Raw genomic sequence first — 21,852 nt, 5'->3', positions numbered from 1 at the left:
GAAAAGCGATGGGCGCGAAGCTCGGTCAAGCAATCGGAAGGGCGCGCGGCGGCGACGATCTCGTCGAGGCTCACGAGATCAACGTCACGCCGTTCATCGACGTAATGCTGGTGCTCCTGATCATCTTCATGGTCGCAGCCCCGCTCGCGACCGTCGATCTCGGCGTCGATCTGCCGGCCAGCTCGGTCGAGCCGCAGCCGCGCCCGGACAAGCCGGTGTTCGTCACGGTGAAACCGGATCTGTCGGTCGCGGTGGGTGAGGATGTGATTGCCCGCGACACGCTGACTGCCACGCTCGACAGCGCCACGCATGGCAAGAAGGACGAACGCATCTATCTGCGCGCCGACAAGGCCGTCAGCTATGGCGACCTGATGGAGGTGATGAACCTGTTGCGCAACGCCGGCTATCTCAAGATCGCGCTGGTCGGCCTCGACGGGCGAAGCTGACCGCCATGAATGCGTTTGCGCTGCATGAGGTTTCCGACCAGGCCGCCGTCCGGCGCTGGGGCGCCTCGGCCTTCGCGATCGCGGCTGCGCATGCCGCGCTGATTGCGTTGGCCTTGAACTGGTACACCCAGCGGCCGGTACCCGGCGTCTCCCTGCCTGCGATCATGGTCGACATGGCACCGGTTTCCTCCGCGCCGCAGCCGACGCAAATGGATCTCGCGCCGGGCCCCGTGATGCAGCAGGCCGATGCCTCGCCGCCGGAGCCTGCGACTGCGGAAACCGTGCAGGAGGAGATCGCGCCGACGCCGCTGCAGGAGAAGCCGGAAGTCGTCGCCCCGCCGGAGCAGAAGCTGGAAATGAAGCCGGCGACGGAGCCCGCCAGGCCGGTCCCGGAGGCCAGGCCCACGCCAGTCAAGCCGAAGGTGGTTCGCCCGGACGCGAAGAAGCCTTCCGACGCGCCGCCGGCGCCGCGAACGACAGCTTCGCCCAAGGCCGAGCGCCAGGCGCCGGCCGCGTCAGCCGCCAACGCCGGCGCAACGGCGGCGGCACTTGCCTCCTATCGGCAGGTGGTCGCAGCCCATCTGCAACGCTTCAAGCAATACCCGCCCGCCGCCAAGGCCGCGGGCCAGCAGGGCACCTCGCGGGTCAGCTTCACGCTCAGCCGAAGCGGCGGCGTGCTTTCCGTCGGCCTCGGCGGCTCGTCCGGCCATTCGGCGCTGGATGCCGAGACACTGGCGATGGTGCGCCGCGCGCAGCCGTTTCCCGCATTCCCTGCGGACGTGAAACAGTCCTCGATGCCGTTCAGCGCGCCGGTGGCGTTCTATATCCGGTAGCGGAACGCCTCCAACTCTTCTCGTCAGCGCGGCGCCTCCTTCGGCGGAATCTCGAAGCTGACGGTTTTGCTGTCAATCACGTGGTGCGTAGGGTCGGCGAGTTCGAACAGCACTTTGTGAGGACCTGGTTTCAGCCCAACCACGATGACCGTTTCCCCGCTGGCATCGACAAAGTGCCATGGCGCATCGTCGACGGTAATGTGGACGTGGCCGATGCGTGGCGATACATCAAGCGCGCCCTTACCGAACACAGGTACGATATGCAGATTCTCCGCGGCGTACTGGATGAAGACCAGGCCCTGCTCCAGCTGCTTCGCCAGCGGCGGATCGACGATCAGCCGCGCCGGCGGCTGGTCCTCGATCGCGACCAGCGGCGAAGGTCCGCGAATGTCTTTCGCACTTTGTGCGAAGGAGGTGGCCGCAAATATCGTTGAGGCCGCCAGAACGACAGCGCAATCGAGCGTGGTGAACATTTTCGCTCCTTTCAGGAGGCGGGCGAAGCTAGGCTATCTTGCGGTTCAGAAAGTCGCGGATCAGCGGAACCATCTCGTCGAACTTGTCCTCCAGCGCGAAATGGCCGGTATTGATCAGGTGAAATTCCACTTTCGGGAGATCACGCTTGTAAGGATGCGCGCCATCGGCAGGAAAGATGAAGTCGTTCTTGCCCCACACGATCAGCGTCGGAGGCCTGTGTTTACGAAAATAGGCTTGCACCGCGGGATACAGCGGAAGATTGGTGCGGTAGTCGTAGAACAGGTCCATCTGGATTTCGCTGTTGCCGGGCCGGTCGAGCAGCGCCTGGTCGTGCACCCAGTTGTCGGGCGAAATCCGGCTCACGTCGGACATCCCGTCGGTGTACTGAAATTTTGTCGTCTCCAGCGTGACGAGCTTCAGCAAGGCCTTGCGACTCGCATCCGATCCGTCGGCCCAATACTTCTTGATTGGATCCCAGAACTCTTTCAACCCTTCGTCGTAGGCGTTGCCGTTCTGCACGATCAGACCGGTGATGCGTTCGGGTTGTTTCAGTGCCAGCCGCCAGCCTACGGGCGCGCCGTAATCCATCACATACATCGCGTAGCGGGTGACGCGGAGTTGATCGAGCAGTCCGCCGACGAGTTCACCGAAACGGTCGAACGTGTATTTGAATGTCGCATGATCGGGCATGTCGCTCTGACCGTAGCCGGGATAGTCGGGAGCTATCACGCGATAGCGGTCCGCCAGCGCCGGGATCAGGTTGCGGAACATGTGTGACGAAGTCGGAAACCCATGAAGCAGCAATATGACGGGCGCATCCTTCGGCCCCGCCTCGCGGTAAAAGATCTTGATTCCGTCGATCACCATTGTCCTATGATACGTGACCGGGTAGGTGACTGCCGTTCCTGACGCCTCGCGCGACGACTTTGCCGACGCGCTCTGCGAGGCTGCGGCGGCGATGGTCATCCCTGAAATTCCGACAATGAGGCGGCGACGATCGAGGCGAAGCGGCACGTCCCTAACTTCTGTGACTTTCATTTCCATCTCCGTGTCGGAATCGGGTTGTTGCGGATGACTGCCGTGCGCGCTCAAACGCCTTCGTACACCAGCCGGGTGAAGAAGCCGGGATCGATGACGAATTGCCCCCATTTGGCGTCGAAGGCCGCGGTTGGCTTCGCCGCGACGGATTCGTCGCGGGTTCGTCCCTGTTTTTTCAGCCTCGCGACGTTGTCGCGGATCGCGACAAGCATGTCGCGAAACGCCTGCAGTTCAGCCCTGTTGCTGACCGGCTTGCCGTGTCCGGGAATAATGATGGTGTCATCGTTAGTCGACGCGAGATTGGCGTCCGATGCGGCGATCATTCCGTCGATGCTGCCGCCGGTCGAATAATCGATGAACGGATAGATACCGTTCCAGAAGGTGTCGCCGACGTGGACGACGTTGGCCTCTGAGAATGTGACGGAGATGTCGCTATCGGTGTGGGCAGGGCCGTAATACTTCAAGGCGATCGAAGCGCCATTGAGCTTAAGCCCGTGGGCTTCGGAAAAGACCTCGCTGGGGATTCCGCCCGGACCGAGCGGGAGAAAATTGTAGTCCCAGTCCTCGACGCGCTGGACTCCTGCGAGATGTTTTCGCGTATTCTCCTGTGCAATGATCCGGGCCCCTTCCGAATGCAGCCATTCGTTGCCGTCGGCGTGATCAAAATGCCAGTGGGTATTGACGAGATGCGTGATAGGCCCCGAGCCGATATCCGCCAATGCCTTGCTGAGTTGGGGGCGCGACACGCGGATGCCGGCGTCGACCAGCATTTTGCCCTCGGGGCCGGTCAGGACGGCGATGTTGCCGCCGGAGCCTTCCAGCACACTGATGTTGTGTCGGAGCTTGTATGTCGTGATCGGCGATGCCGCGGCACTATCTTTGATCAGGCTGACAATGCCGCGCGCTTCGGCGTAGGCCTGACGTGGCGAAAGCCAACCACTGCCTGCAGCGGCTGCGGCGCCGCCCAGGCAGCACAGACAGAAGTTGCGTCGCGTCGGCCATTTTTTGTTGTTGAGTTCCATGGTGTCCTCTACCCGTGCCAGAGCCCGCAGCCGAACGATGATGTCCTTTCGATGCTTTCTCAGCCCTGAATGAAGGCAAGCAAATCGCTGTTAAATTGATCTCGATGTGTCGCCATCAAGCCGTGCGGCGCGCCGGGATAGACTTTCAATGTGGCCTTCCTGATCAGCTTCGAAGACAGCAGGGTGGAATCGGCGATCGGCACGATCTGGTCGTCATCGCCGTGGAGCAGCAGCGTCGGGATATCGATCTTCTTGATGTCTTCGGTCAGATCGGTTTCCGAGAATGCCTTGATGCATTGATAGGCGCCCGCGATGCCGGCCTGCATGCTCCACATCCAGAACGCGTCCTTGACGCCCTGGGAGACCTTGGAGCCGGGTCGGTTCGCGCCGTAAAACGGCGCGGCGAGCTCCCGATAGTATTGCGATCGATCGGCAATGAGGCCGGCGCGGATACCGTCGAAAACCTCGATCGGAAGCCCGCCGGGATTCGCTGCGGTTTTCAGCATGAGCGGAGGGATGGCGGAGACGAGCGCGGCCTTGCTGACGCGCTTCGTGCCGTACCGGCCGAGATAGCGCGCCACTTCGCCGCCACCGGTCGAATGTCCGATCATGACGACGTCCCGAAGATCCAGCGCTTCCATCAGTGCCGAAAGGTCACCAGCGTAGGTGTCGAGGTCGTTGCCGGTCCATGGCTGGCTGGACCGGCCGTGACCGCGCCGGTCATGGGCGATGCACCGCAGGCCATGCGAGGTGAGAAACCACATCTGGTCGTCCCAGGCGTCCGCATTGAGCGGCCAACCGTGGGAAAACACCACCGGACGCCCCGCGCCCCAGTCCTTATAGAAGATTTGCGTGCCGTCCGTCGTCGTGATGGTGCCCATCTTGTGTGCTCCCTCTTTGCGAGCAATCGAGCGGATTGCAGCTTTTCTCGGCAGCCATGAGACCTGTCAGCGCATTTTGACGGGATGGAAATGGGCGGCTCCGCGCAGCAGTCTGCCGATCTCGCCCGCCGAAGGCTCCGTCACGCTCAGCCTGTATCGGATTGCGGCATTTGCGTGCACTCCATATGATCGAGAAGAAGCTTCTCGAATTTGGAAAGGCCGTCCAATGGACCGCTTGGAGGCGATGTCGGTTATCGTCGCGGTCACCGAGACCGGGAGTTTTTCGGCGGCTTCGCGGCGATTGAAGAAGCCGGTCGCGACCGTCAGTCGCAACGTCGCCGAACTCGAAGCGCGGCTGAAGGCCCAGCTGTTTCAAAGATCGTCGCGGCAGATGACGCTTACGGATGCCGGTCGTTCCTACATCGAGGCTTGCAAGCGCATCATCGAGCAGGTCGATGATGCGGAACGGGAGGTGTCCGGCGAGTACCGAATTCCCAAGGGCGATCTGGCGATCACCTCCCCCTGGGGGCTGGGGCACATGCACCTGATGCCGATCGCCGTCGAGTTCATGAACGCCTATCCGGAGATCGCGCTGCGGCTCGTCCTCACCGACCGCATCGTCGATGCGGTCGAAGAGAACATCGATATTTCGATCCGGATTGGTAATCTCGCGGATAGTAATCTGATTGCGACGAAAGTTGGTTCGGTCCGGTTCGTGCTATGTGCGAGCCCCGGCTATCTGGCGGAGCATGGACACCCGAGCGAGCCCACTGACCTGGCAGTACACGACTGCATCAGCATTGATAGCGTCGCGCCTCAGCGGAGCTGGAAGTTCATCAAGGATGGCCGGGAAATGGTGGCGCCAATCCGGTCGAGGCTGACAGTGAGCGACTCAGAGGCGGCCATCGAGGCCGCCATCGCGGGAGCGGGTATCACGCGGGTCATGTCCTACAAGATGGAAGCGGCTCGGCGCGCCGGCCAGCTCGTCCTCATGCTGGAGGAATATGAGCAGGAGCCGTGGCCGATCCATATCGTCTATGCCGAGCGCAAGCCGGTGCCTCTCAAGCTGCGTGCCTTCCTGAACTGGACGACGCCGCGTCTGAAGGCCCGGCTGGCTTAGGCAATGTCACTCCTTCACTGCACCGGTCAGTGACGAGACGTAATAGTCGACGAACAGCGAGTAGAACAACGCGACCGGCAGCGAGCCGAGCAGGGAGCCTGCCATCAGCGCGCCCCACTGGTAGACGTCGCCGGTCACGAGCTCGGTCAGGATCGCGACCGGCACGGTCTTGTTGGCGCCGCTCTGGATGAAGGCGAGCGCGTAGATGAACTCGTTCCACGACAGCGTGAAGGAGAAGATGCCGGCCGAGATCAGGCCGGGCACAGCGAGTGGCAACGTGATCCGCCGCAGGATCTGTAGCCGCGTGGCGCCGTCGACCAGCGCGCATTCCTCCAGCTCGTACGGGATCGACTTGAAATAGCCGATCAGGAGCCAGGTGCAGAACGGCACCAGGAAGGTCGGATACACCAGGATCAGCGCCATCGGAGAGTCGAACAGGCCGAACTGCACGATCACGGTGGCCAGCGGAATGAACAGGATCGAGGGCGGCACCAGATAGGCGAGGTAGATACCGAGCCCCACATAAGGGCTGCCGCGGAAGCGCAGGCGCTCGATTGCGTAGGCGGCAAGCGTCGAGGCGAACAGCGACAGGGTGGTCGAGCCGACCGCCACGAACATCGTGGTCTTCAGCCAGGTCGGGTAGGCGGTGTTGAACAGCAGATGCTTGATATGGGCGAGCGTCGGCGAGGTGATCCAGAACGGATTATGCTCCTTGTGGTTCAGAAGCTCGGCGTTCGGTTTGAACGAGGTGATCGCCATCCAGTAGAACGGGAACAGCAGGATCAGCACGAAACAGGACAGCGGCAGATAGATCATCATCACCCGCCGCGCGCGGGAATCCCACGACATCGTATCCGGCGTGGCGCTGCTGACGTTGCTGTTTCCGGGTGAGGCGGCTACGTCAGTCATTGGCTTCTCCCTGCTGCCATTTGCGGCGCGCGAGGCCGAAGTAGCTGAACAATGTCGCGAACACGAGGAACGGGATCATCGACACCGCGATCGCCGCACCCTCGCCGAGCTCGCCGCCGGCGATGCCGCGCTGGAACGCGAGCGTCGCGAGCAGATGTGTGGAGTTGACCGGCCCGCCGCGGGTGATGGCGTAGACGAGCTGGAAGTCGGTAAAGGTAAAGATGATCGAGAACGTCATCACGATCGCCAGGATTGGCATCATCATCGGGAAGGTGATGTAGCGGAAGCGCTGCCAGGCGCTGGCGCCGTCCAGCATTGCCGCCTCATAGAGCGAGGGCGAGATGGTCTGCAGGCCCGCCAGGAGCGAGATCGCGACGAAGGGAATGCCGCGCCAGATGTTGGCCACGATCAGCGAGAAGCGCGCCGGCCAGGGCGTGCCGAGAAAGTCGATATTGGTCGAGCGGATATGCAGCACGTCGACCAGCAGATAGGAGATGATCGAAAACTGCGGATCGTAGATCCACCAGAACGCCAGCGCGGACAGCACCGTCGGAACGATCCACGGCAACAGCACGATGGCGCGCAACAGGCTCTTGAGCGGGAAGTGGTTGTTGAGCAGCAACGCCAGCCAGAAGCCGAGCGCGAACTTTCCGAAGGTCGCGACCGCCGTGTAGAACACGCTGTAGAACACCGCCCCCCACCACAGGGGATCGGTCCACAGATACTGGAAATTCTCGAAGCCAACGAAGATGCCGCGCTTGCCGATGGTGGTGTCGGTGAAGGCGAGCCAGACGCCGAGTCCGAGCGGATAGGTGAGAAATACTCCGAGCAGCCCGATCGCGGGTGCAAGGCACATCACGATCAGGAACGGCTTGTAGTCGAACAGGCGCGCGATCCAGCCCGGTTGCCGGGTCGCCACGCGGTGTGATGGCAGAGTCGTTACAGACATCAATATTGTCCCGATGCGAGCTATATGCGTCCGTCATTGCGAGCGAAGCGACGAAGCAATCCATTCTTTCTTTCCGTGGAGGCATGGATTGCTTCGTCGCTTCGCTCCTCGCAATGACGGTCGCTGTGTTCGGCGTTACCGCCCTTGCCGCCGGAAATACCGCTTGCAGCGCTGCTCGGCTTCGGCTGCTGCCGCCTCCGGGGTGGATGCGCCGGTCGCGACCGCGGCGCACATCTGCACCAGCACGTAATCGGCGCTGACCGCACCCGTCGCCGTGGAGATCGGGCCCTTGTAGCCGTCGTAGTAGGTGCTGTTCATGGTGTCCTTGAAGATCTTGACCTTGGGATCTTCGGACCAGACCTTGGCCTCGGCGTAGTTGGCCAGCGGCTGCGCCCAATAGCCGGAGTTGGCGTTCAGCCACGGCTCGTACTGGTCCTTTTCCAGCATGTAAGTCATGAACGCCTTGGCGGCGTTGGGGTACTGGCTGTGCTTGAACAGCATGGCGTTGAGCGTCAGGCCGGCCATAGGGGAGACCTTGGCGAGACCCTTCGGCAGCAACTGATGCTCACTGTCGTCGGCGATCGCCTTGGTGGCGGGATCGTTCTTCAGCGAGAAGTATAGCGAGACGCCGTTGGCCGTCAGCGAGATTTCGTGCGCGGAGTAGGCGCGGTTGTTGCTGACGTCGTTCCAGGACGGCGTGCCGGCAATGAAGGTCGGGTACAGTTCCTTGACCCATTTCAGCGCGGCGATGGTCTCCTTGCTGTTGATGGTGACGTTGCCTTCCTCATCGATCAGCGAAGCGTTGTGCGACCACAGTGCCCAGTTGGCGAAGCCGTTGCCGTCGCCCTTGGCGTTGCCGAGCGCAAAGCCGGCCGGCTTGCCGGCCTTGTGCAGCTTCTGGCACAGGTCGAGGAAGCCGGCATGGTCTTCCGGCGCCTTGTCGAAGCCGACCGATTGCAGCACCGATTTGCGATAGATCAGGGGGCCGGCGGTGGCGCCGAACGGCAGGCCGATCCAGGCATTGCTCTTGTTCTTCATGCCGTAGTTCTTCGCCAGCGGCAGCCAGCCGCCATAGCGCTTGCCGAGATAGTCGGCCACGTCGGTCAACTCGACCAGCTTGTCGACATAAATATGCGGCGCATCGGAGAAGCCGATGATGATGTCGGGGCCGGCGCCGGAATTCGAAGTCACCGCGGTCTGCTGGTTGATGTCTTCCCAGCCGACGAAGTCGACCTTGACCTCAACGCTGGTCTCCTTGGTGAATTTGGCGGCATTGGCGCGGAACACGTCCTCGTCGGCCTGCACGAAGCGCACCGGGCGCAGCAAGCGCAGGCTCGCGCCTTTTTCGATTGCAAGCTTGGGGGCGGGGACGTCGGCCGCCTTGATGGCGGATGTGGTCTGCGCCGAAGCGCCGGTCACGGCGAGGGCCGCGGCGGATGCGCCCAAAGCCAACGCATCGCGACGGGTAATGTCGTTCATGCTTCTCTCCCTGTGCTGGTTCCCGGCGTTGAATCGCCGGTGAACCCTGTCGTTCGAAAACGCTTCTTGGCCGTCGCTAGCTGTTCGGGCCGCGGTCCATGCTGACGGGCTGCCAGCGGCGGAGCGCGGTGCTTTGCAGCACCGACGGATTGACGCAGCTTACCGGCCACATCCCCTGCAGGACCAGTGACAATTCGTAGCCCACGCGGCGCTTGCGCGCTTCGTCAAAACGTGCCGATGCGGAGGCGACGTGGGCGGTCAGGGTGACGTTTTCCATCGAAAGCATCGGGTTGTTGTGCGACGCCGGCTCTTTTTCGAGCACGTCGAGGGCGGCATGGGCGATCCAGCCCTCCTGCAGCGCCTTGATCAGCGATTCCTCGTCCACCGTGGCGCCGCGGCCCGTATTGATGAACACGGCGGATTTTTTCATCTGGCGGAAATGCTTCTCGGTGAGCATGTGATGCACCTCCGGCCGCGCCGGCGCATGCATGGAGACGAAGTCCGATTGCGACAGCACCTCGTTCAACGTCGAGGGGATCACGCCGTGATCGTACATCAGCGTTTCCTGAATGAACGGATCGTAGGCCATCATGCGCAAGCCAAAGGGCGCTGCACGCTTGGCGACCGCGCGCGCCACCCGGCCGAACGAGATGAAGCCGAGCGTCTGGCCCATCAGCCGCGGGATCTTCAAGAGCGCCGGCCGGCCCTCCGACCAGCGGCCGGTGCGCACCATCTTGTCCTGCTCGACCAGCCGCCGGAAACCCGCCAGCAGCAGCATCATGGCGTGGTCGGCGACCTCCTCGATGAAGGTGTCGGGGATGTTGGTGACGGGAATGCCGCGGGCGGTGGCGGCCTTGACGTCGACCGAGTCGACGCCGACGCTGCCGAGCGTGATCACCTTGCAGTTTTCCAGCGCGTCGATGACCGCTTTCGTGATCGGCATGCCCTTGGCGTAGATCGCGTCCGCGGTCTTCGCAGCGGCGATGAATTCCGCCTCATTGGCCGGCGCCTCGATGATTTCGGCCCCGATCGGATCGAGCGCTTCCTTCTCGTAATCGTAGCCGCCGCCAGCGACCGTGAAGCTCGCGCCCTTCGGCGTCACCACCCTGTATTTCGGCATTTCCTGCTCCCGATTTTATTCTTCGGTGTTTGTTCAGGGCGGCGGGCGCCGCCCCTGTTCTTTACGTGACTTCTTCTTTTACGCGACCTGACCGGTCCCGCCTACAATCACCGGTTGCTGTCCATAACCGAAGCAGCCGTTCCGCCGGTCTTCGTAACAAAGCGCTAAAGGGTCTCACGATATCGTGCGGCAAATCAATCGGCCTATCGCGTGCCACGCGTCTATTCCGGAGATCCCCGTGAAGCTCACCAATCTCAAGATCACCCCCAAGCTCGGCATTCTGGTGGGAGTGACCCTGCTCGGCCTTTGCGTCGCCGGCGTACTCGCAGGCTATTTGATGCAGCGTGAGATGCTGAATGCGCGGATCGAGCAGACCAGGTCGATCGTCGACATGGCGCGCAACATGGCGTTGGGCCTGCAGAAGCAGGTCGAGGCCGGCCAGATGACCAAGGAAGCCGCGATTGCCGAATTCAGCAAGCGCGGTAATACGCTGACCTTCGACAAGGGCAACGGCTACGTGTTCGCCTATACGATGGATGGCGTTGCGGTGCTGGCACCGGTTCCCTCGCAGATCGGCCAGAACCGTATGGACATCGACACGGGCGGCAGAAAACTCGTGCGCGAACTGCGCGATGGCATCGCTACCAATGGCGAAATCATGCTGCGCTATGAATTCCGCAAACCCGGTGAGGAAACGCTGATCCGCAAATTCTCCTACGCGGTTCCGATCCCCGGCTGGAACATGTTCGTTGGCACCGGCGCCTATCTCGACGATCTCGACACCAAGATGAAGCCGATCGCAGCGGTGCTCGGCCTCGCCATTCTCGGCATCGCGGTGATTTCGGGCAGCATCGCCTGGCTGATCGGCCGCAGCATTTCCAATCCGCTCGTTCAGCTTGGCACCCGCATGCAGGATCTCGCCGAGGGCAGGCTCGACGGCGAAATTCCGGGCATCGGCCGCGGCGACGAGATCGGCGCGATGGCCGCGACCGTCCAGATCTTCAAGGACAATGCGGTGCGCATCCGCGGGCTTGAACAGAAGGAAGCCGAGGTGCAGGCGCGCGCCGAGGCCGAACGGCGGGCGGCGATGGAAAGCATTGCCAGCGACTTCGAACGCAGCGTGACCGGCATCGTCCGCACGGTGTCGACGGCGGCAGCCGGCATGCAGACCACCGCGCAGTCGATGACGGCGACCGCCAGCGACGCCAGTGCGCGGGCGGCGACCGTCGGCGCAGCGTCGCAGCGTTCGTCCGACAATGTCGGCACGGTCGCCTCCGCCGCGGAAGAACTCTCCAGCTCGGTGACCGAGATTTCCCGTCAGGTGGCACGCTCCAGCGAGATCGCCAGCAAGGCGGTCAGCGACGCCGAACGCACCAACGCCACCGTCGGCGCGCTCTCGACCGGGGCCGAGAAGATCGGCGAAGTGGTCAAGCTGATCCATTCGATCGCCGCTCAAACCAATCTGCTGGCGCTCAACGCCACCATCGAGGCGGCGCGCGCTGGCGATTCCGGCCGCGGTTTTGCGGTCGTGGCATCGGAAGTGAAGGCGCTCGCCAACCAGACCGCGAAGGCGACCGAGGAGATCTCGTCGCAGGTCGCGGCCATGCAGGCTTCCACCAGCGAAGCCGTGGCCTCGATCGGCGGCATCACCGAAACCATCTCGCAGATGAGCCAGATCACGGTTTCGATCTCGACCGCCGTCGAGCAGCAGGGCGGCGCCACCCGCGAGATCGCCCGCAACATTCAGTCGGTGGCGGCCGGATCGAACGAGATCTCCACCCATATCGGCGGCGTCACTATGGCTGCGGCCGCGACCGGCCAAGCGGCGTCCGAGGTGCTGGCGAACGCCCGCGAACTTGACACCCAGTCCGGCATGCTGCGCAGCGCGGTCGACGAATTCCTGGTCAAGGTGCGCGCGGCCTGATCCACCGGCGCTGAAGCAACACAGGTAGCGAAGTCCAGGCCTCACCGCCTGCTTTCCTGGCCGGTAATTCTACGGTGCGGCTTTGTAACAAAGCGGTAAATGGTCGCGCCCTACGGTGGCCTCGACCCGATGTCTCGCGAATCGCGTGCACGTCCATTTTGCCGGAGAAGCCACCGTGAAGCTGACCAATCTGACGATCACGCCAAAGCTCGGCATTTTAGTGGGCGTGACGCTGCTCGGCCTTTGCGCCGCCGGCGCTCTGGCAGGCTATTTGATGCAGCGGGAGATGCTCAATGCCCGCATCGACCAGACCAAGGCGATCGTCGAAATGGGCCTCAATCTGGCAGCCGGGCTCAAGAAACAGGTCGATGCCGGCGAGATGACCCGCGAAGTCGCGCTGAAGGAATTCGGCCGCCGGGCCAATTCCATGACCTACGACAAGGGCGCGGGCTATTTGTTTGGCACCGGCTATGACGGCATCACGATTCTGGCGCCCGATCCAAAGCAGGTCGGCACCAATCGCATGGATGTCGTGACCAATGGCAGAAAGCTGTCCCAGGAATTGTTGAATGGCGTGAAGGCCAACGGCTCGATTCTGCTGTACTATGAATATGTGAAGCCCGGCGAGGAAAAGCCGATCCGCAAGATCGGCTACGCTGTCGCGGTTCCCGGCTTTGATATGTATGTCGGCACCGGCGCCTATCTCGACGATCTCGATGCCAGGCTGGCGCCGATCGCGTGGTTGCTGGGCCTTGCGATTCTCGGCATCGCGGTGATTTCGGGCAGCATCGCCTGGCTGATCGGCCGCAGCATCTCAAGACCGCTCGGTCAGCTCGGGGCCCGCATGCAGGCGTTGGCCGACGGCAAGCTGGAGGGCGAAATTCCCGGCATCGGCCGCGGCGACGAGATCGGCGCGATGGCGGCGACCGTCCAGATCTTCAAGGACAACGCGGTGCGTATCCGCGGGCTCGAACAGGCGGAGGCCCAGACGCAGGCGCGGGCCGCTGCCGAGCGCCGGGCGGCAATGGAAAGCATCGCCAGCGACTTCGAGCGCAGCGTGACCGGCATCGTCCGCTCGGTTTCGACGGCGGCCGCGGGCATGCAGACCACCGCGCAGTCCATGACTGCTACCGCCAGCGACGCCAGCGCGCGCGCTGCGACCGTCGGCGCGGCGTCGGAGAGTTCGTCGAACAATGTCGGTACGGTTGCGTCCGCCGCGGAAGAGCTGTCGAGTTCGGTTGGCGAGATTTCCCGTCAGGTGGCGCGCTCCAGCGAGATCGCCACCAAGGCGGTCAGCGACGCCCAGCGTACCAACGCCACAGTCGGCGCCCTCTCGACCGGCGCCGAGAAGATCGGCGAGGTGGTCAAGCTGATCCACTCGATCGCCGCTCAAACCAATCTGCTCGCGCTCAACGCCACCATCGAGGCAGCGCGCGCCGGCGATTCAGGCCGTGGCTTTGCGGTCGTGGCGTCGGAAGTGAAGGCGCTCGCCAATCAGACCGCGAAGGCAACAGAGGAAATCTCCGCGCAGGTTGCGGCCATGCAGGCCTCGACCAGCGAGGCGGTGGTCTCGATCGGCGGCATCACCGAAACCATCGCGCAGATGAGCGAGATCACGGTCTCGATCTCGACCGCCGTCGACCAGCAGGGCGATGCGACCCGCGAGATCGCCCGGAACATTCAGTCGGTGGCGGCCGGATCGAACGAAATCTCCGCCCATATCGGCGGCGTCACTACGGCGGCGGCCGCAACCGGCAAGGCGGCGTCCGAGGTGCTGGCGAACGCCCGCGAACTCGACACCCAGTCCGGCATGCTGCGCAGCGCAGTCGACGAATTCCTGGGCAAAGTGCGTGCGGCGTAAGCGATAGAACGCAGGAATCGGTAGGGTGGGCAAAGCGCAGCGTGCCCACCATGCATCAACGGGTCCTGGCGTGAATGGTGGGCACGCTGCGCTTTGCCCACCCTGCGAAGCTAGCTAGCAAACTCGCGCAGTCGAACTCGCAGCAAGTCGACCCGTGGAAGTTTTGGAGAGCGATTTCGACCATCTGCGGATACGTGAACTGCTCGACGGTAGATGTTCGCCCTCCTCCTGGCATATTCACAGGGGCAATCAGGAAGACCAAATCTTCCCCATCAAATCACAATCCAATCATCTGACTTCGTTGGAGATTTTATTTCTCGCGGTAATTTTGCACTTCGATTGACAACGCGACGAAATAAGATTCTTGAACTCGGGCGGAACCGCGCCGGCGTGATGATCGGGCAGTGACGCTGTCGCAGATCGTGCATCTAAACTTGCGTTGCAGCTTTGAACCGGACGCTAATTTTGACAAGCAGCGCCGGCTGATTGCCTATGCACCGATGCTCCAATCCGCGTCTGTGTCGAGCGATAACCCGCACGGCTCCGTGTTTTCTCCAACCGCGGCCTTTCTCTCGGCGCGGATGATCGTCGCGAAGTGCGTTGCGTAACGTAATGGGAATGAGGCGATGAAGTACAAAGATCGTATGAGCGAGCGCGAATATCAGGACCGTCTCGAGAGTCTGCTGAAGAATACCCTCAACACTAATCTGCAGCCGCTGCGGTCACTCGAGACCGCGACCAAAAAGCGAAGAGCGCAGAAGAAGGCGGCAGCCGATTCCGGCTTCGTGAAATCAGCGAAGAGAACTGCCGGCTAATGGTGCGCCCCCGCCGTTAGCGATCAACCCCGAGAGGTACAACGTGTGTCATCGTCCGCCCCAGTGCGCAATTGCGCACAGGCGGACGATGATGGCCTTGTTGGCGGCGCCAGGGTTCGCTTCCTTTTACTGCTTCTCGATCCCGGCTTCCGTGATCAGCTTTTCCCACAGCACCAGCTGCTCCTTCACGAAGGCGTCGAACTCTTCCGGCGTGCCGGAGAACGCTTCCATGCCGCGCTCGGCGAGCTGGGCCTTGATGTCGGGCCGTTCGATCACCTTGCGAATTTCCGCGTTCAGCCTAGTGACGACATCCTTCGGCATGTTGGCCGGGCCGAAATAGCCCTGCCATGAGGTAATATCAAAACCCTTCACCGTGGCGTCCATGGTCGGCAGATGCGGCAACAGCGCCGAGGGTTGTTTGGTGGTGACGGCCAGCGCCTTCAGCGCCTTGCCGTTGACGTGGGGCAGGCCGGTCGGGACGTCGATGAACATCATCGAGACGCGGCCGGCGATCACGTCGGTCAAAGCCGGCGGCGAGCTCTTGTAGGGAACGTGAAGCAGGTCGATTCCGGCGAGACGGGCGAACGTCGCGCCCGACACGATCGCCGAGGAACTGCCGCTGGCGTAGGAGTATTTGCCCGGCTCCTTCTTGGCCAGCGCGATCAGCTCGGCCACCGAATTGGCCGGAATGTCGGGATGGATCACCAGCATGAAGGGCAGGTCGCCGGTGCGCGCGATCGGGGTGAAATCCTTGACCGGATCGTAGCTCATGTTCTTCAGCAGATACGGATTGGCCGAATGCGAGGTGTTGGTCGTGACGAACAGCGTGTAGCCGTCAGGCGCGGAGCGCGCGACATAGCTGGCCGCGATCGAGCCATTGGCGCCCGCCTTGTTGTCGATCACCATGCTGACGCCGAGCGCGACGCCGAGCTCTTTCCCGATCAGGCGCGTCGTGGTGTCGGTGCCGCTGCCGGCCGCGAACGGCAGCACCAGCGTGATGTTGCGGTTCGGGTAGGGCGCCTGCGCCGCAGCCGTGGCGACCATCGCCAGCATCAGGGGGACTACTGCAGCGGCGTGCCGGTACCGTTTCCATAACGCGAACATATCGTTGTTTCCTCGGATGTTTTTGTGTTGAATTGGCCGGCAAGCTAGCCTGCGGGGATCGAAAGGGAAAGCCGGTAAGACACCACGCCGCAGGCCGCTCAGGCCTTCTTGGCCGAGGCCCGCCTGGAGGCGATCACCACGCCGGCCAGCACAAGCGCATAGCCAACCAGGTGGAATAACCGCAATTGCTCGCCGAGCAGCAGGATCGCCATCGCCGAGCCGAACACCGGCACCAGATGGAAGAACGGCGCAGCCCGATTGGGCCCGATCAGCGCCAGCCCGCGGTTGAAGAACAGATAGGCCAGCGTCGAGGGAAAGATCACGGCATAGCCCAGCGTCGCCATCGAAATGAAGTCGAACTTCAGCGTCGCGCCGGTCGAATATTCCCAGATCGAGAATGGCACCAGCATCAGCGCGCCGCAGCAGGTGGTGAATGAAATCAGCGACAGCGCGTGAGTCACCGGGCGGCGCGGGATCAGCGCCGAATACAATGCGAACGACACCAGGGAGCTGGCAAACATCAGGTCGCCGCGGTTGAAGCTGATATTGGCGAGCGCGGCAAAATCGCCGCGCAGGATGATGGTCAGGACGCCGAGAAGCGAGATGGTGATGCCGGCGAGCTGCGCACCCGTGAGGCGGATGCCGAACAACGCCAGCGACCACAGCGCGACAAACAGCGGTCCCGACGACTGAATCAACAGCGCGTTCAATGCTTCGGTATATTGCAGGGCCCAGTAGGAGATCGCATTGTTGTAGGCGAACCCGACGAACGACAGAAACAGCATCATGGGCAGATGCGCGCGCAGCACTGGCCAGTCCTGCTTCAGGTGCGGCCAGGCAAAGGGCAGCAGGATCAGAAAGGTGGCGATCCAGCGGACACAGGACAGCGTCAGCGGCGGCACGTGGCCGGCGACATGGCGCGCCAGCACGATGTTGCCCGCCCAGAACAGCGAGGTCAGGGTGAGCAACAGATAAGGCTGATTATTCAGCCACCGGACCGGATCGAGGGCGGGCGGCGCTGGTGCGGGCTGGGTCATGGTCGCTGGTCGAGATAGGCCGGATTTCCGCCACGCGACAAGTCCCATGCATGCAATGCTACAATGCCCCAGGATTGTCGCGAGGTACGTCGATGGCTGTGGATTTGCTGAACGTGAAGGGCCTGCAGGCGCTCGATCCATTGGCGCCGGTGGTGATGGTGAACCTGATGCGGTTTCGCGAGCGTTCGCTCGACGGCGACGGTTCGGGCTGGGACGCCTACCTGCGCTACAGCGCGCTCACGGTGCCAATGATCAAGGCGCGCGGCGGCACGCTGCTGTGGACCGGTGACGCCACAGCGGTGGCGCTGGGGTCCGAGGTCGGCAATCAATGGGACTACCTGGCGCTGGTGTATTATCCAACGGTCGCCGCCTTCATCGACATGATGACGTCGCAAGACTACGAGCAGCGCTGCGACCCGCACCGCACCAACGGCTGCGCCGAGCACGTCATCATCGCGACGAAGGAAGCGTACAGCAAGTTCAAGATGGGATGAGGTTGATCGTACAAGACCAACATCCACCACCCGTCATGCTCCGCGAAAGCGGGGCATCCAGTACGCCGCGGCTTCTCGGCTCAATCGTCGGCCTCTGGAATACTGGGTCACCCGCCTTCGCGGGTGACGACAGTGTTTTTGTTGCGAGACCTTCGCCTCAAAACTTCCTGACAAGGTCCGGCGTGATTTCGCTGATCGAGCGAATGCCCAGCAGCGCCAGGTCGCGGTCGATCTCGGCTTTCAGCAACGTGATCGCGCGCTGCACACCGGCTTCGCCGCCGGCGATCGCGGCATAGAGGAACGGGCGGCCGATCCAGACGAAGTGCGCGCCGAGCGCTAAGGCCTTGATCACGTCGGTGCCACGGCGGATGCCGCCATCGACCATGATTGTCATGCCCTTGGCTTCGGCCGCGATCTCCGGCAGCGTGCGCAGGCCCGACATCGTGTAGTCGAGCTGCCGGCCGCCGTGGTTGGACAGCATCACGCCGTCGACGCCGCTCTCGCGCGCGATTCGCGCATCCGCCGGCGAGACCAGTCCCTTGACGACGAGCTTTCCTTTCCACTTCTTGCGGATTAGCTCGACATGCTTCCACGCAAGCTGGTCACGGGCGCCGATATTGCGCATCAGGTTTTTCGCCATCACCGGCGGCCCGCGCCTGGCGTCCATGTTCTCGAAATGCGGCATGCCGAAGTTCTTCATGGTGCGCGCCCAGGTGCCGAACAGCCAGTGCGGATGCGTGACCGTGTCCCAGAACACCCGCGGCGTGATTGCGAGCGGCACCTGAAAGCCGTTGCGGATGTTGTTCTCGCGGTTTGGCGGCACCGGCACGTCGGCGGTGACGACGAAGGTGTCGTAGCCGGCGGCTGCCACGCGATCGACCAGCGGCTCGATTCGTTCGGGGAGGCCTGCGAGATAGGCCTGGTACCACGCCGCCTGATTGGCGGCGCGCACGTCTTCCAGCGTGATCAGCGACGAGGCGCTGAGAATCATCGGCACGTTCTCGGATCCAGCGGCCTGCGTCAGCACGATGTCGCCGCGATAGGCGGCGAGCGCCGAAGAGCCCATCGGCGGAATGCCGAACGGCGACGCATAGGTTTTGCCGAACAATGTCGTGGTCTGGTCGCGGCCGGAGACGTCGTTGAGCACGCGCGGCACAAAGCCGTATTCGTCGAAGGCCTTGCGGTTGTCGCGCAGCGCGGCGTCGGTCTCGGCTCCGCCGGCGATATAGCCATAGAGGAATTTCGGAATCCGGCGCCGCGCGACAGGCTCGAAATCGTCGAGCGCGAGATATTTTTGTAAAGAGCGCGGCACCGTGCTCTCGGTGCGGGTCACGGTGGCGGGCGGCGCGATCAGGCTTGCGGATTTGTCGAGCACGTCGGGCGTTCCATTTTTTGGTTGTTGTTGTGGAGGCAGGTTAGCGCCGGGGCGGCGGCCCGCCAAATTTCTGGCCGGCCTTGTTGACGGACGCGCTGACGTCGCCGAGCATTTTTCGCGTTTCGGCGATCAATTGACCGGATTTCTTGTCGAAGCTTTCGATCAGCTCGCGCATCGAAATCACAGTCGGCAGCAATTCGCCGCCATATTTGTCGCTGGCGAGGCTGCCAAGAAAATCCTTGGTCTTGGTCAGCGCACCGTCGACGGCGTTGACGCCGTTTTCGGCGGTCGCGATGATGCTGCTGATCTTCTCGCCGTCACCGGACAGCGAGGCGGTGAACGTCTCGAAATTCAGCAGCGTATCCTTGATCGCCACTTCATTGTCGGAGATTACCTTGTCGACGTTGCGCAGTGCCGCGCGGATCTTTTCCTGGGTATTGAGCGTCCCGTCCGGATCGGCGGTCAATTCGGGAATGCCGTCCGGGCCCTTTTTCGGCGGCGGCGCCTCGTCGGAGCCACCGGTAAAGGAGATCGCGGCGATCCCCGTCAGCCCCTGAAATTCCAGGCCGACTTGCGTATCGCTTTTCACCGGCGTGTTGCCGTCGATCATGGCCAGCGCCACGACGCGGCGCGGATGGTCGAGCTTGAGCGACACCACTTCGCCGACCCGGATGCCGGCAAAGTTCACGCTGCCGCCCTTGCGCAGGCCCGAGGCCGAGCCTTCGAAGATCACCCGGAACGCGGTCTTCTGCTTGGCGCCGGAGAGCTTCTGATAGCCGAGCCACGCCCCGAGCGACCCGCCGATCAGGGCCAGGGTCAGGGTGCCGATCATCAGATTGCTGGCGCGTGCTCTCATTGAATGCTCAGGCGAAACAGGCTCAAGAGATAGCGGATTTGCCGGGCCAAGTCACCGCGGCTTCCAACCTCGCTCCACCTGCGGGGACCGGGGAATGCTACGCGGACGCTTTTCGCGACGCCACGAACACCCCGGTCAGCACCAGCGCGAAGCCGATGAAGTGGAACGCCTGCGGATGTTCGCCGAGGAAGACGATCGACATGATGGTTCCGAACACCGGCACCACGTGGAAGAACGGCGCGGCGCGGTTGGCGCCGATCAGCTGCACGCCGCGATTGAAGCAGAGATAGGCGATCGTCGAGGGAAACAGCGCGACATAAGCCAGTGTCAGCAAATTGGCCGTATCGATCTGCATTGTCGGTCGCGCGAACAGTTCCCAGATGAACAGCGGGATCAGGCAGGCCGCGCCGGCGCCGAAGGTGAAGGCGACGAACGACAGGCCGTGGATATCGGGGCGTTTCAGCGACAGCACCGAATAGATCCCGAAGATCGCCAGCGCTATGAGGAAGATCAGGTCGCCGATGTTGAAGTCGATCTTCGACAGCGTGGTGAGATCGCCATGCAGCAGGATGACGAACACGCCGGCCATCGACAGCAGGACGCCCGCGGCCTGCGCCAGCGTCAGCCGCACGCCCAGCAGTAGCAGCGACCACACCGCTACCACCAGCGGGCCTGCCGACTGCAACAGCAGCGTGTTCAGCGCCTGGGTGTGCTCGAGCGCCCAGTATTGCAGGGTGTTAAACGCGCCGATGCCGGTGATGGAGAGCAGGATCATGATGCCGAGGCGGCTGTGGATCGCGGCCCAGTCGCGGACCAGATGTTTCCAGGCAAACGGCAGGATGATCAAGAACGCGAACGACCAGCGCAGGAACGAAAGCGTCACCGGCGGGATGTGGCCGGCGGCCAGCCTTCCGACGATGGCGTTGCCGGCCCAGCATAGCGCGGTGATGCTGAGCAGCAGATAAGGCTGGTTGGCGAGCCAGCTGCCGGATCGGGCGGAAGAAGTCTGTTCGCTAGCCGTCATTTCAAGGTAAGGCCCGGTTCATGAAGCCGCGGCCCGCCCGGCCGACGTCGCCGGGCCGGAATGTAACCCGGCCCTGCCACAGACACGGATTTGCAGCGCTCATCAATGGTGCAGGATGCATCGCGACCATGCAGCCTGCCTTGTTCTGTTCCTTGTCTGTTGTTTGGGGTTGCCAGCAGGCGGGTGAATATGCAATCAAAGGACGATTGATTCATGCGACCCAACCTTGGTTTGTTTTCCGGGCGCATGCGGTGAGTTATTCCGAGCTAATTTCAATACAGGACGTTCGTTCGATCGCTGGGACCACGGTTTTGCAGGCGGCGCTGTGCAGCAGCTTCGACTGTCCGTGAGGTCGAATTTCTAGAGATGATGGGTCATTCCTTTGAACAAGCCGATGTCGGCCGAAGAAGCCGAAGCTGAAACACGTCACCAATTTGCCGTTCGCGCCAATTCGATACTGGCGTTCATCGAATGCGATGAGGAGCAGCGCCCGAAATTGCGCAAGGCCATCATCGAGGCGATGCTATGGGCACAGACGCAGCCCAAACTCAGCACGTAGCGGCTGGCCGAAGCCAAAGCCGAGGCGAAGCCCGCTCACGCCACAAGTGCGCGCGCGATCGCGCCCGCAGCCTTGACGGCGTCCTGGGGAGCCAGTTCGACCTGCAAGCCGCGCTGGCCGCCATTGAGGAACACGCTGGCATGGCCGAGCGCGGCTTCCTCGATTGCGACCGGCACGCGCTTCTTCTGGCCGAACGGCGAGATGCCGCCGACATGGTAGCCGGTCAGCCGTTCGGCATCCGCCGGCCGCATCATCCTGGCCGCCTTGGCCCCGAAGGCGCCGGCGAGCTTCTTCATGCTGACTTCACAGTCCGACGGCACCACGGCGCAGACCGGTTTGCCGTCGGCCTCGGCCATCAGCGTCTTCAACACACGCCCCGGCGCAACGCCGAGCGCCTGCGCCGCCTGCAGCCCGATGCTCGCCGCATCCGGGTCGTAATCGTAGGCATGCAGGGTGAATTTCACGCCCAGCTTTTCCAGCGCCTGCGTTGCACGGGTGGTTTTCGACATGGCCTTTCCGTCATTGCCGGATG

Annotated in this window: 23 protein-coding genes; 9 read left to right on the top strand and 14 right to left on the bottom strand. The window is 62.7% G+C overall.

Features of this window, described 5'->3' with window-relative positions; translation table 11 throughout:
• Nucleotides 1-8: 8 nt before the first annotated feature.
• Entirely contained in the window at nucleotides 9-446 is a 438-nt protein-coding gene (exbD, locus tag ACPPVP_RS36830; protein ID WP_426528442.1) for a TonB system transport protein ExbD, read from the top strand.
• A gap of 5 nt (nucleotides 447-451) precedes the next feature.
• Nucleotides 452-1,279 carry a TonB family protein gene (locus ACPPVP_RS36825; protein WP_426528441.1) on the top strand — a complete coding sequence of 276 codons (828 nt, stop codon included), beginning with the start codon at nucleotides 452-454 and terminating at the stop codon, nucleotides 1,277-1,279.
• A 23-nt stretch (nucleotides 1,280-1,302) separates the two neighbouring features.
• On the opposite strand, the gene ACPPVP_RS36820 is transcribed toward ACPPVP_RS36825, so the two are convergent.
• From ACPPVP_RS36820 to ACPPVP_RS36805, 4 genes are read right to left on the bottom strand one after another with little or no spacing between them, the layout of a single operon-like run.
• On the bottom strand, nucleotides 1,303-1,752 hold the full coding sequence (locus ACPPVP_RS36820) for a DUF6130 family protein (RefSeq protein WP_426528440.1): 450 nt from the start codon (nucleotides 1,750-1,752) through the stop codon (nucleotides 1,303-1,305).
• 28 nt (nucleotides 1,753-1,780) lie between these two features.
• Nucleotides 1,781-2,791, bottom strand: coding sequence for an alpha/beta fold hydrolase (locus ACPPVP_RS36815; protein ID WP_426528439.1), 1,011 nt, complete (start codon nucleotides 2,789-2,791; stop codon nucleotides 1,781-1,783).
• 50 nt (nucleotides 2,792-2,841) lie between these two features.
• Nucleotides 2,842-3,813 (bottom strand): MBL fold metallo-hydrolase, encoded by a 972-nt coding sequence (locus ACPPVP_RS36810; RefSeq protein ID WP_426528438.1) that lies wholly within the window; start codon nucleotides 3,811-3,813, stop codon nucleotides 2,842-2,844.
• Nucleotides 3,814-3,872: 59 nt separating this feature from the next.
• Complete coding sequence (locus ACPPVP_RS36805; RefSeq protein ID WP_426528437.1) at nucleotides 3,873-4,694, bottom strand: alpha/beta fold hydrolase; 822 nt, start codon at nucleotides 4,692-4,694, stop codon at nucleotides 3,873-3,875.
• 226 nt (nucleotides 4,695-4,920) lie between these two features.
• Here ACPPVP_RS36805 and ACPPVP_RS36800 point away from each other — a divergent pair, with 226 nt between their 5' ends.
• Complete coding sequence (locus ACPPVP_RS36800) at nucleotides 4,921-5,814, top strand: LysR family transcriptional regulator (RefSeq protein WP_426538251.1); 894 nt, start codon at nucleotides 4,921-4,923, stop codon at nucleotides 5,812-5,814.
• Between the two features lie 6 nt (nucleotides 5,815-5,820).
• Here ACPPVP_RS36800 and ACPPVP_RS36795 read toward each other — a convergent pair whose 3' ends face one another.
• The 4 genes from ACPPVP_RS36795 to ACPPVP_RS36780 all read right to left on the bottom strand — a co-directional run bounded on the left by ACPPVP_RS36795 (nucleotide 5,821) and on the right by ACPPVP_RS36780 (nucleotide 10,271).
• Entirely contained in the window at nucleotides 5,821-6,723 is a 903-nt protein-coding gene (locus tag ACPPVP_RS36795) for a carbohydrate ABC transporter permease (RefSeq protein WP_426528436.1), read from the bottom strand.
• Complete coding sequence (locus ACPPVP_RS36790; RefSeq protein ID WP_426528435.1) at nucleotides 6,716-7,672, bottom strand: carbohydrate ABC transporter permease; 957 nt, start codon at nucleotides 7,670-7,672, stop codon at nucleotides 6,716-6,718. The genes ACPPVP_RS36795 and ACPPVP_RS36790 overlap by 8 nt, the downstream gene beginning before the upstream one ends.
• A 135-nt stretch (nucleotides 7,673-7,807) precedes the next feature.
• Nucleotides 7,808-9,151 (bottom strand): ABC transporter substrate-binding protein, encoded by a 1,344-nt coding sequence (locus tag ACPPVP_RS36785; protein WP_426528434.1) that lies wholly within the window; start codon nucleotides 9,149-9,151, stop codon nucleotides 7,808-7,810.
• Between the two features lie 76 nt (nucleotides 9,152-9,227).
• Entirely contained in the window at nucleotides 9,228-10,271 is a 1,044-nt protein-coding gene (locus ACPPVP_RS36780; RefSeq protein WP_426528433.1) for a C-terminal binding protein, read from the bottom strand.
• A 238-nt stretch (nucleotides 10,272-10,509) separates the two neighbouring features.
• On the opposite strand from ACPPVP_RS36780, the gene ACPPVP_RS36775 reads away from it, so the two are divergent.
• From ACPPVP_RS36775 to ACPPVP_RS36760, 4 genes are all read left to right on the top strand, one after another.
• A complete protein-coding gene (locus tag ACPPVP_RS36775; RefSeq protein ID WP_426528432.1) occupies nucleotides 10,510-12,195 on the top strand; it encodes a methyl-accepting chemotaxis protein in 1,686 nt (561 codons plus the stop codon).
• Between the two features lie 175 nt (nucleotides 12,196-12,370).
• Nucleotides 12,371-14,056 carry a methyl-accepting chemotaxis protein gene (locus tag ACPPVP_RS36770; protein ID WP_426528431.1) on the top strand — a complete coding sequence of 562 codons (1,686 nt, stop codon included), beginning with the start codon at nucleotides 12,371-12,373 and terminating at the stop codon, nucleotides 14,054-14,056.
• 404 nt (nucleotides 14,057-14,460) lie between these two features.
• The gene (locus ACPPVP_RS36765; RefSeq protein WP_426528430.1) at nucleotides 14,461-14,664 is read left to right on the top strand and encodes a hypothetical protein; all 204 of its coding nucleotides are present in this window, start codon (nucleotides 14,461-14,463) and stop codon (nucleotides 14,662-14,664) included.
• 18 nt (nucleotides 14,665-14,682) lie between these two features.
• Nucleotides 14,683-14,871: a hypothetical protein gene (locus ACPPVP_RS36760; protein ID WP_426528429.1), complete on the top strand. Its 189-nt coding sequence runs from the start codon at nucleotides 14,683-14,685 to the stop codon at nucleotides 14,869-14,871.
• 126 nt (nucleotides 14,872-14,997) lie between these two features.
• On the opposite strand, the gene ACPPVP_RS36755 is transcribed toward ACPPVP_RS36760, so the two are convergent.
• Both ACPPVP_RS36755 and ACPPVP_RS36750 read right to left on the bottom strand, forming a co-directional pair.
• Nucleotides 14,998-15,924: a Bug family tripartite tricarboxylate transporter substrate binding protein gene (locus tag ACPPVP_RS36755; protein WP_426538249.1), complete on the bottom strand. Its 927-nt coding sequence runs from the start codon at nucleotides 15,922-15,924 to the stop codon at nucleotides 14,998-15,000.
• 149 nt (nucleotides 15,925-16,073) lie between these two features.
• Complete coding sequence (locus ACPPVP_RS36750) at nucleotides 16,074-17,012, bottom strand: DMT family transporter (RefSeq protein WP_426528428.1); 939 nt, start codon at nucleotides 17,010-17,012, stop codon at nucleotides 16,074-16,076.
• Nucleotides 17,013-17,104: 92 nt separating this feature from the next.
• Between ACPPVP_RS36750 and ACPPVP_RS36745 the strand changes: the two genes are divergently transcribed.
• The gene (locus tag ACPPVP_RS36745; RefSeq protein WP_426528427.1) at nucleotides 17,105-17,506 is read left to right on the top strand and encodes a DUF1330 domain-containing protein; all 402 of its coding nucleotides are present in this window, start codon (nucleotides 17,105-17,107) and stop codon (nucleotides 17,504-17,506) included.
• 157 nt (nucleotides 17,507-17,663) lie between these two features.
• On the opposite strand, the gene ACPPVP_RS36740 is transcribed toward ACPPVP_RS36745, so the two are convergent.
• From ACPPVP_RS36740 to ACPPVP_RS36730, 3 genes are all read right to left on the bottom strand, one after another.
• Nucleotides 17,664-18,818: an alpha-hydroxy acid oxidase gene (locus ACPPVP_RS36740; protein WP_426538247.1), complete on the bottom strand. Its 1,155-nt coding sequence runs from the start codon at nucleotides 18,816-18,818 to the stop codon at nucleotides 17,664-17,666.
• 103 nt (nucleotides 18,819-18,921) lie between these two features.
• Nucleotides 18,922-19,737: an MlaD family protein gene (locus ACPPVP_RS36735; RefSeq protein WP_426528426.1), complete on the bottom strand. Its 816-nt coding sequence runs from the start codon at nucleotides 19,735-19,737 to the stop codon at nucleotides 18,922-18,924.
• A gap of 97 nt (nucleotides 19,738-19,834) precedes the next feature.
• Nucleotides 19,835-20,761 (bottom strand): DMT family transporter, encoded by a 927-nt coding sequence (locus ACPPVP_RS36730; protein WP_426528425.1) that lies wholly within the window; start codon nucleotides 20,759-20,761, stop codon nucleotides 19,835-19,837.
• A gap of 394 nt (nucleotides 20,762-21,155) precedes the next feature.
• Between ACPPVP_RS36730 and ACPPVP_RS36725 the strand changes: the two genes are divergently transcribed.
• Entirely contained in the window at nucleotides 21,156-21,320 is a 165-nt protein-coding gene (locus ACPPVP_RS36725; RefSeq protein WP_426528424.1) for a hypothetical protein, read from the top strand.
• Nucleotides 21,321-21,355: 35 nt separating this feature from the next.
• Here ACPPVP_RS36725 and ybaK read toward each other — a convergent pair whose 3' ends face one another.
• Nucleotides 21,356-21,829, bottom strand: a complete 474-nt coding sequence (gene ybaK, locus ACPPVP_RS36720; RefSeq protein ID WP_426528423.1) for a Cys-tRNA(Pro) deacylase — start codon at nucleotides 21,827-21,829, stop codon at nucleotides 21,356-21,358.
• Between the last annotated feature and the right edge of the window lie 23 nt (nucleotides 21,830-21,852).

It is taken from the genome of Bradyrhizobium sp. McL0615 (assembly GCF_049993905.1).
In the GTDB taxonomy this organism is placed as follows: Bacteria; Pseudomonadota; Alphaproteobacteria; order Rhizobiales; family Xanthobacteraceae; genus Bradyrhizobium.
The sequence above is the reverse complement of the archived record's forward strand: the minus strand, read 5'-3'. Positions and strand labels throughout refer to the sequence as shown.

Coding starts and splice junctions, on each gene's coding strand:
- exbD (WP_426528442.1), top strand. CDS start 9: ATGGGCGCGAAGCTCGGTCAAGCAATCGGAAGGGCGCGCGGCGGCGAC.
- ACPPVP_RS36825 (WP_426528441.1), top strand. CDS start 452: ATGAATGCGTTTGCGCTGCATGAGGTTTCCGACCAGGCCGCCGTCCGG.
- ACPPVP_RS36820 (WP_426528440.1), bottom strand. CDS start 1,752: ATGTTCACCACGCTCGATTGCGCTGTCGTTCTGGCGGCCTCAACGATA.
- ACPPVP_RS36815 (WP_426528439.1), bottom strand. CDS start 2,791: ATGAAAGTCACAGAAGTTAGGGACGTGCCGCTTCGCCTCGATCGTCGC.
- ACPPVP_RS36810 (WP_426528438.1), bottom strand. CDS start 3,813: ATGGAACTCAACAACAAAAAATGGCCGACGCGACGCAACTTCTGTCTG.
- ACPPVP_RS36805 (WP_426528437.1), bottom strand. CDS start 4,694: ATGGGCACCATCACGACGACGGACGGCACGCAAATCTTCTATAAGGAC.
- ACPPVP_RS36800 (WP_426538251.1), top strand. CDS start 4,921: ATGGACCGCTTGGAGGCGATGTCGGTTATCGTCGCGGTCACCGAGACC.
- ACPPVP_RS36795 (WP_426528436.1), bottom strand. CDS start 6,723: ATGACTGACGTAGCCGCCTCACCCGGAAACAGCAACGTCAGCAGCGCC.
- ACPPVP_RS36790 (WP_426528435.1), bottom strand. CDS start 7,672: ATGTCTGTAACGACTCTGCCATCACACCGCGTGGCGACCCGGCAACCG.
- ACPPVP_RS36785 (WP_426528434.1), bottom strand. CDS start 9,151: ATGAACGACATTACCCGTCGCGATGCGTTGGCTTTGGGCGCATCCGCC.
- ACPPVP_RS36780 (WP_426528433.1), bottom strand. CDS start 10,271: ATGCCGAAATACAGGGTGGTGACGCCGAAGGGCGCGAGCTTCACGGTC.
- ACPPVP_RS36760 (WP_426528429.1), top strand. CDS start 14,683: ATGAAGTACAAAGATCGTATGAGCGAGCGCGAATATCAGGACCGTCTC.
- ACPPVP_RS36755 (WP_426538249.1), bottom strand. CDS start 15,924: ATGCTGGCGATGGTCGCCACGGCTGCGGCGCAGGCGCCCTACCCGAAC.
- ACPPVP_RS36750 (WP_426528428.1), bottom strand. CDS start 17,012: ATGACCCAGCCCGCACCAGCGCCGCCCGCCCTCGATCCGGTCCGGTGG.
- ACPPVP_RS36745 (WP_426528427.1), top strand. CDS start 17,105: ATGGCTGTGGATTTGCTGAACGTGAAGGGCCTGCAGGCGCTCGATCCA.
- ACPPVP_RS36735 (WP_426528426.1), bottom strand. CDS start 19,737: ATGAGAGCACGCGCCAGCAATCTGATGATCGGCACCCTGACCCTGGCC.
- ACPPVP_RS36730 (WP_426528425.1), bottom strand. CDS start 20,761: ATGACGGCTAGCGAACAGACTTCTTCCGCCCGATCCGGCAGCTGGCTC.
- ACPPVP_RS36725 (WP_426528424.1), top strand. CDS start 21,156: ATGTCGGCCGAAGAAGCCGAAGCTGAAACACGTCACCAATTTGCCGTT.
- ybaK (WP_426528423.1), bottom strand. CDS start 21,829: ATGTCGAAAACCACCCGTGCAACGCAGGCGCTGGAAAAGCTGGGCGTG.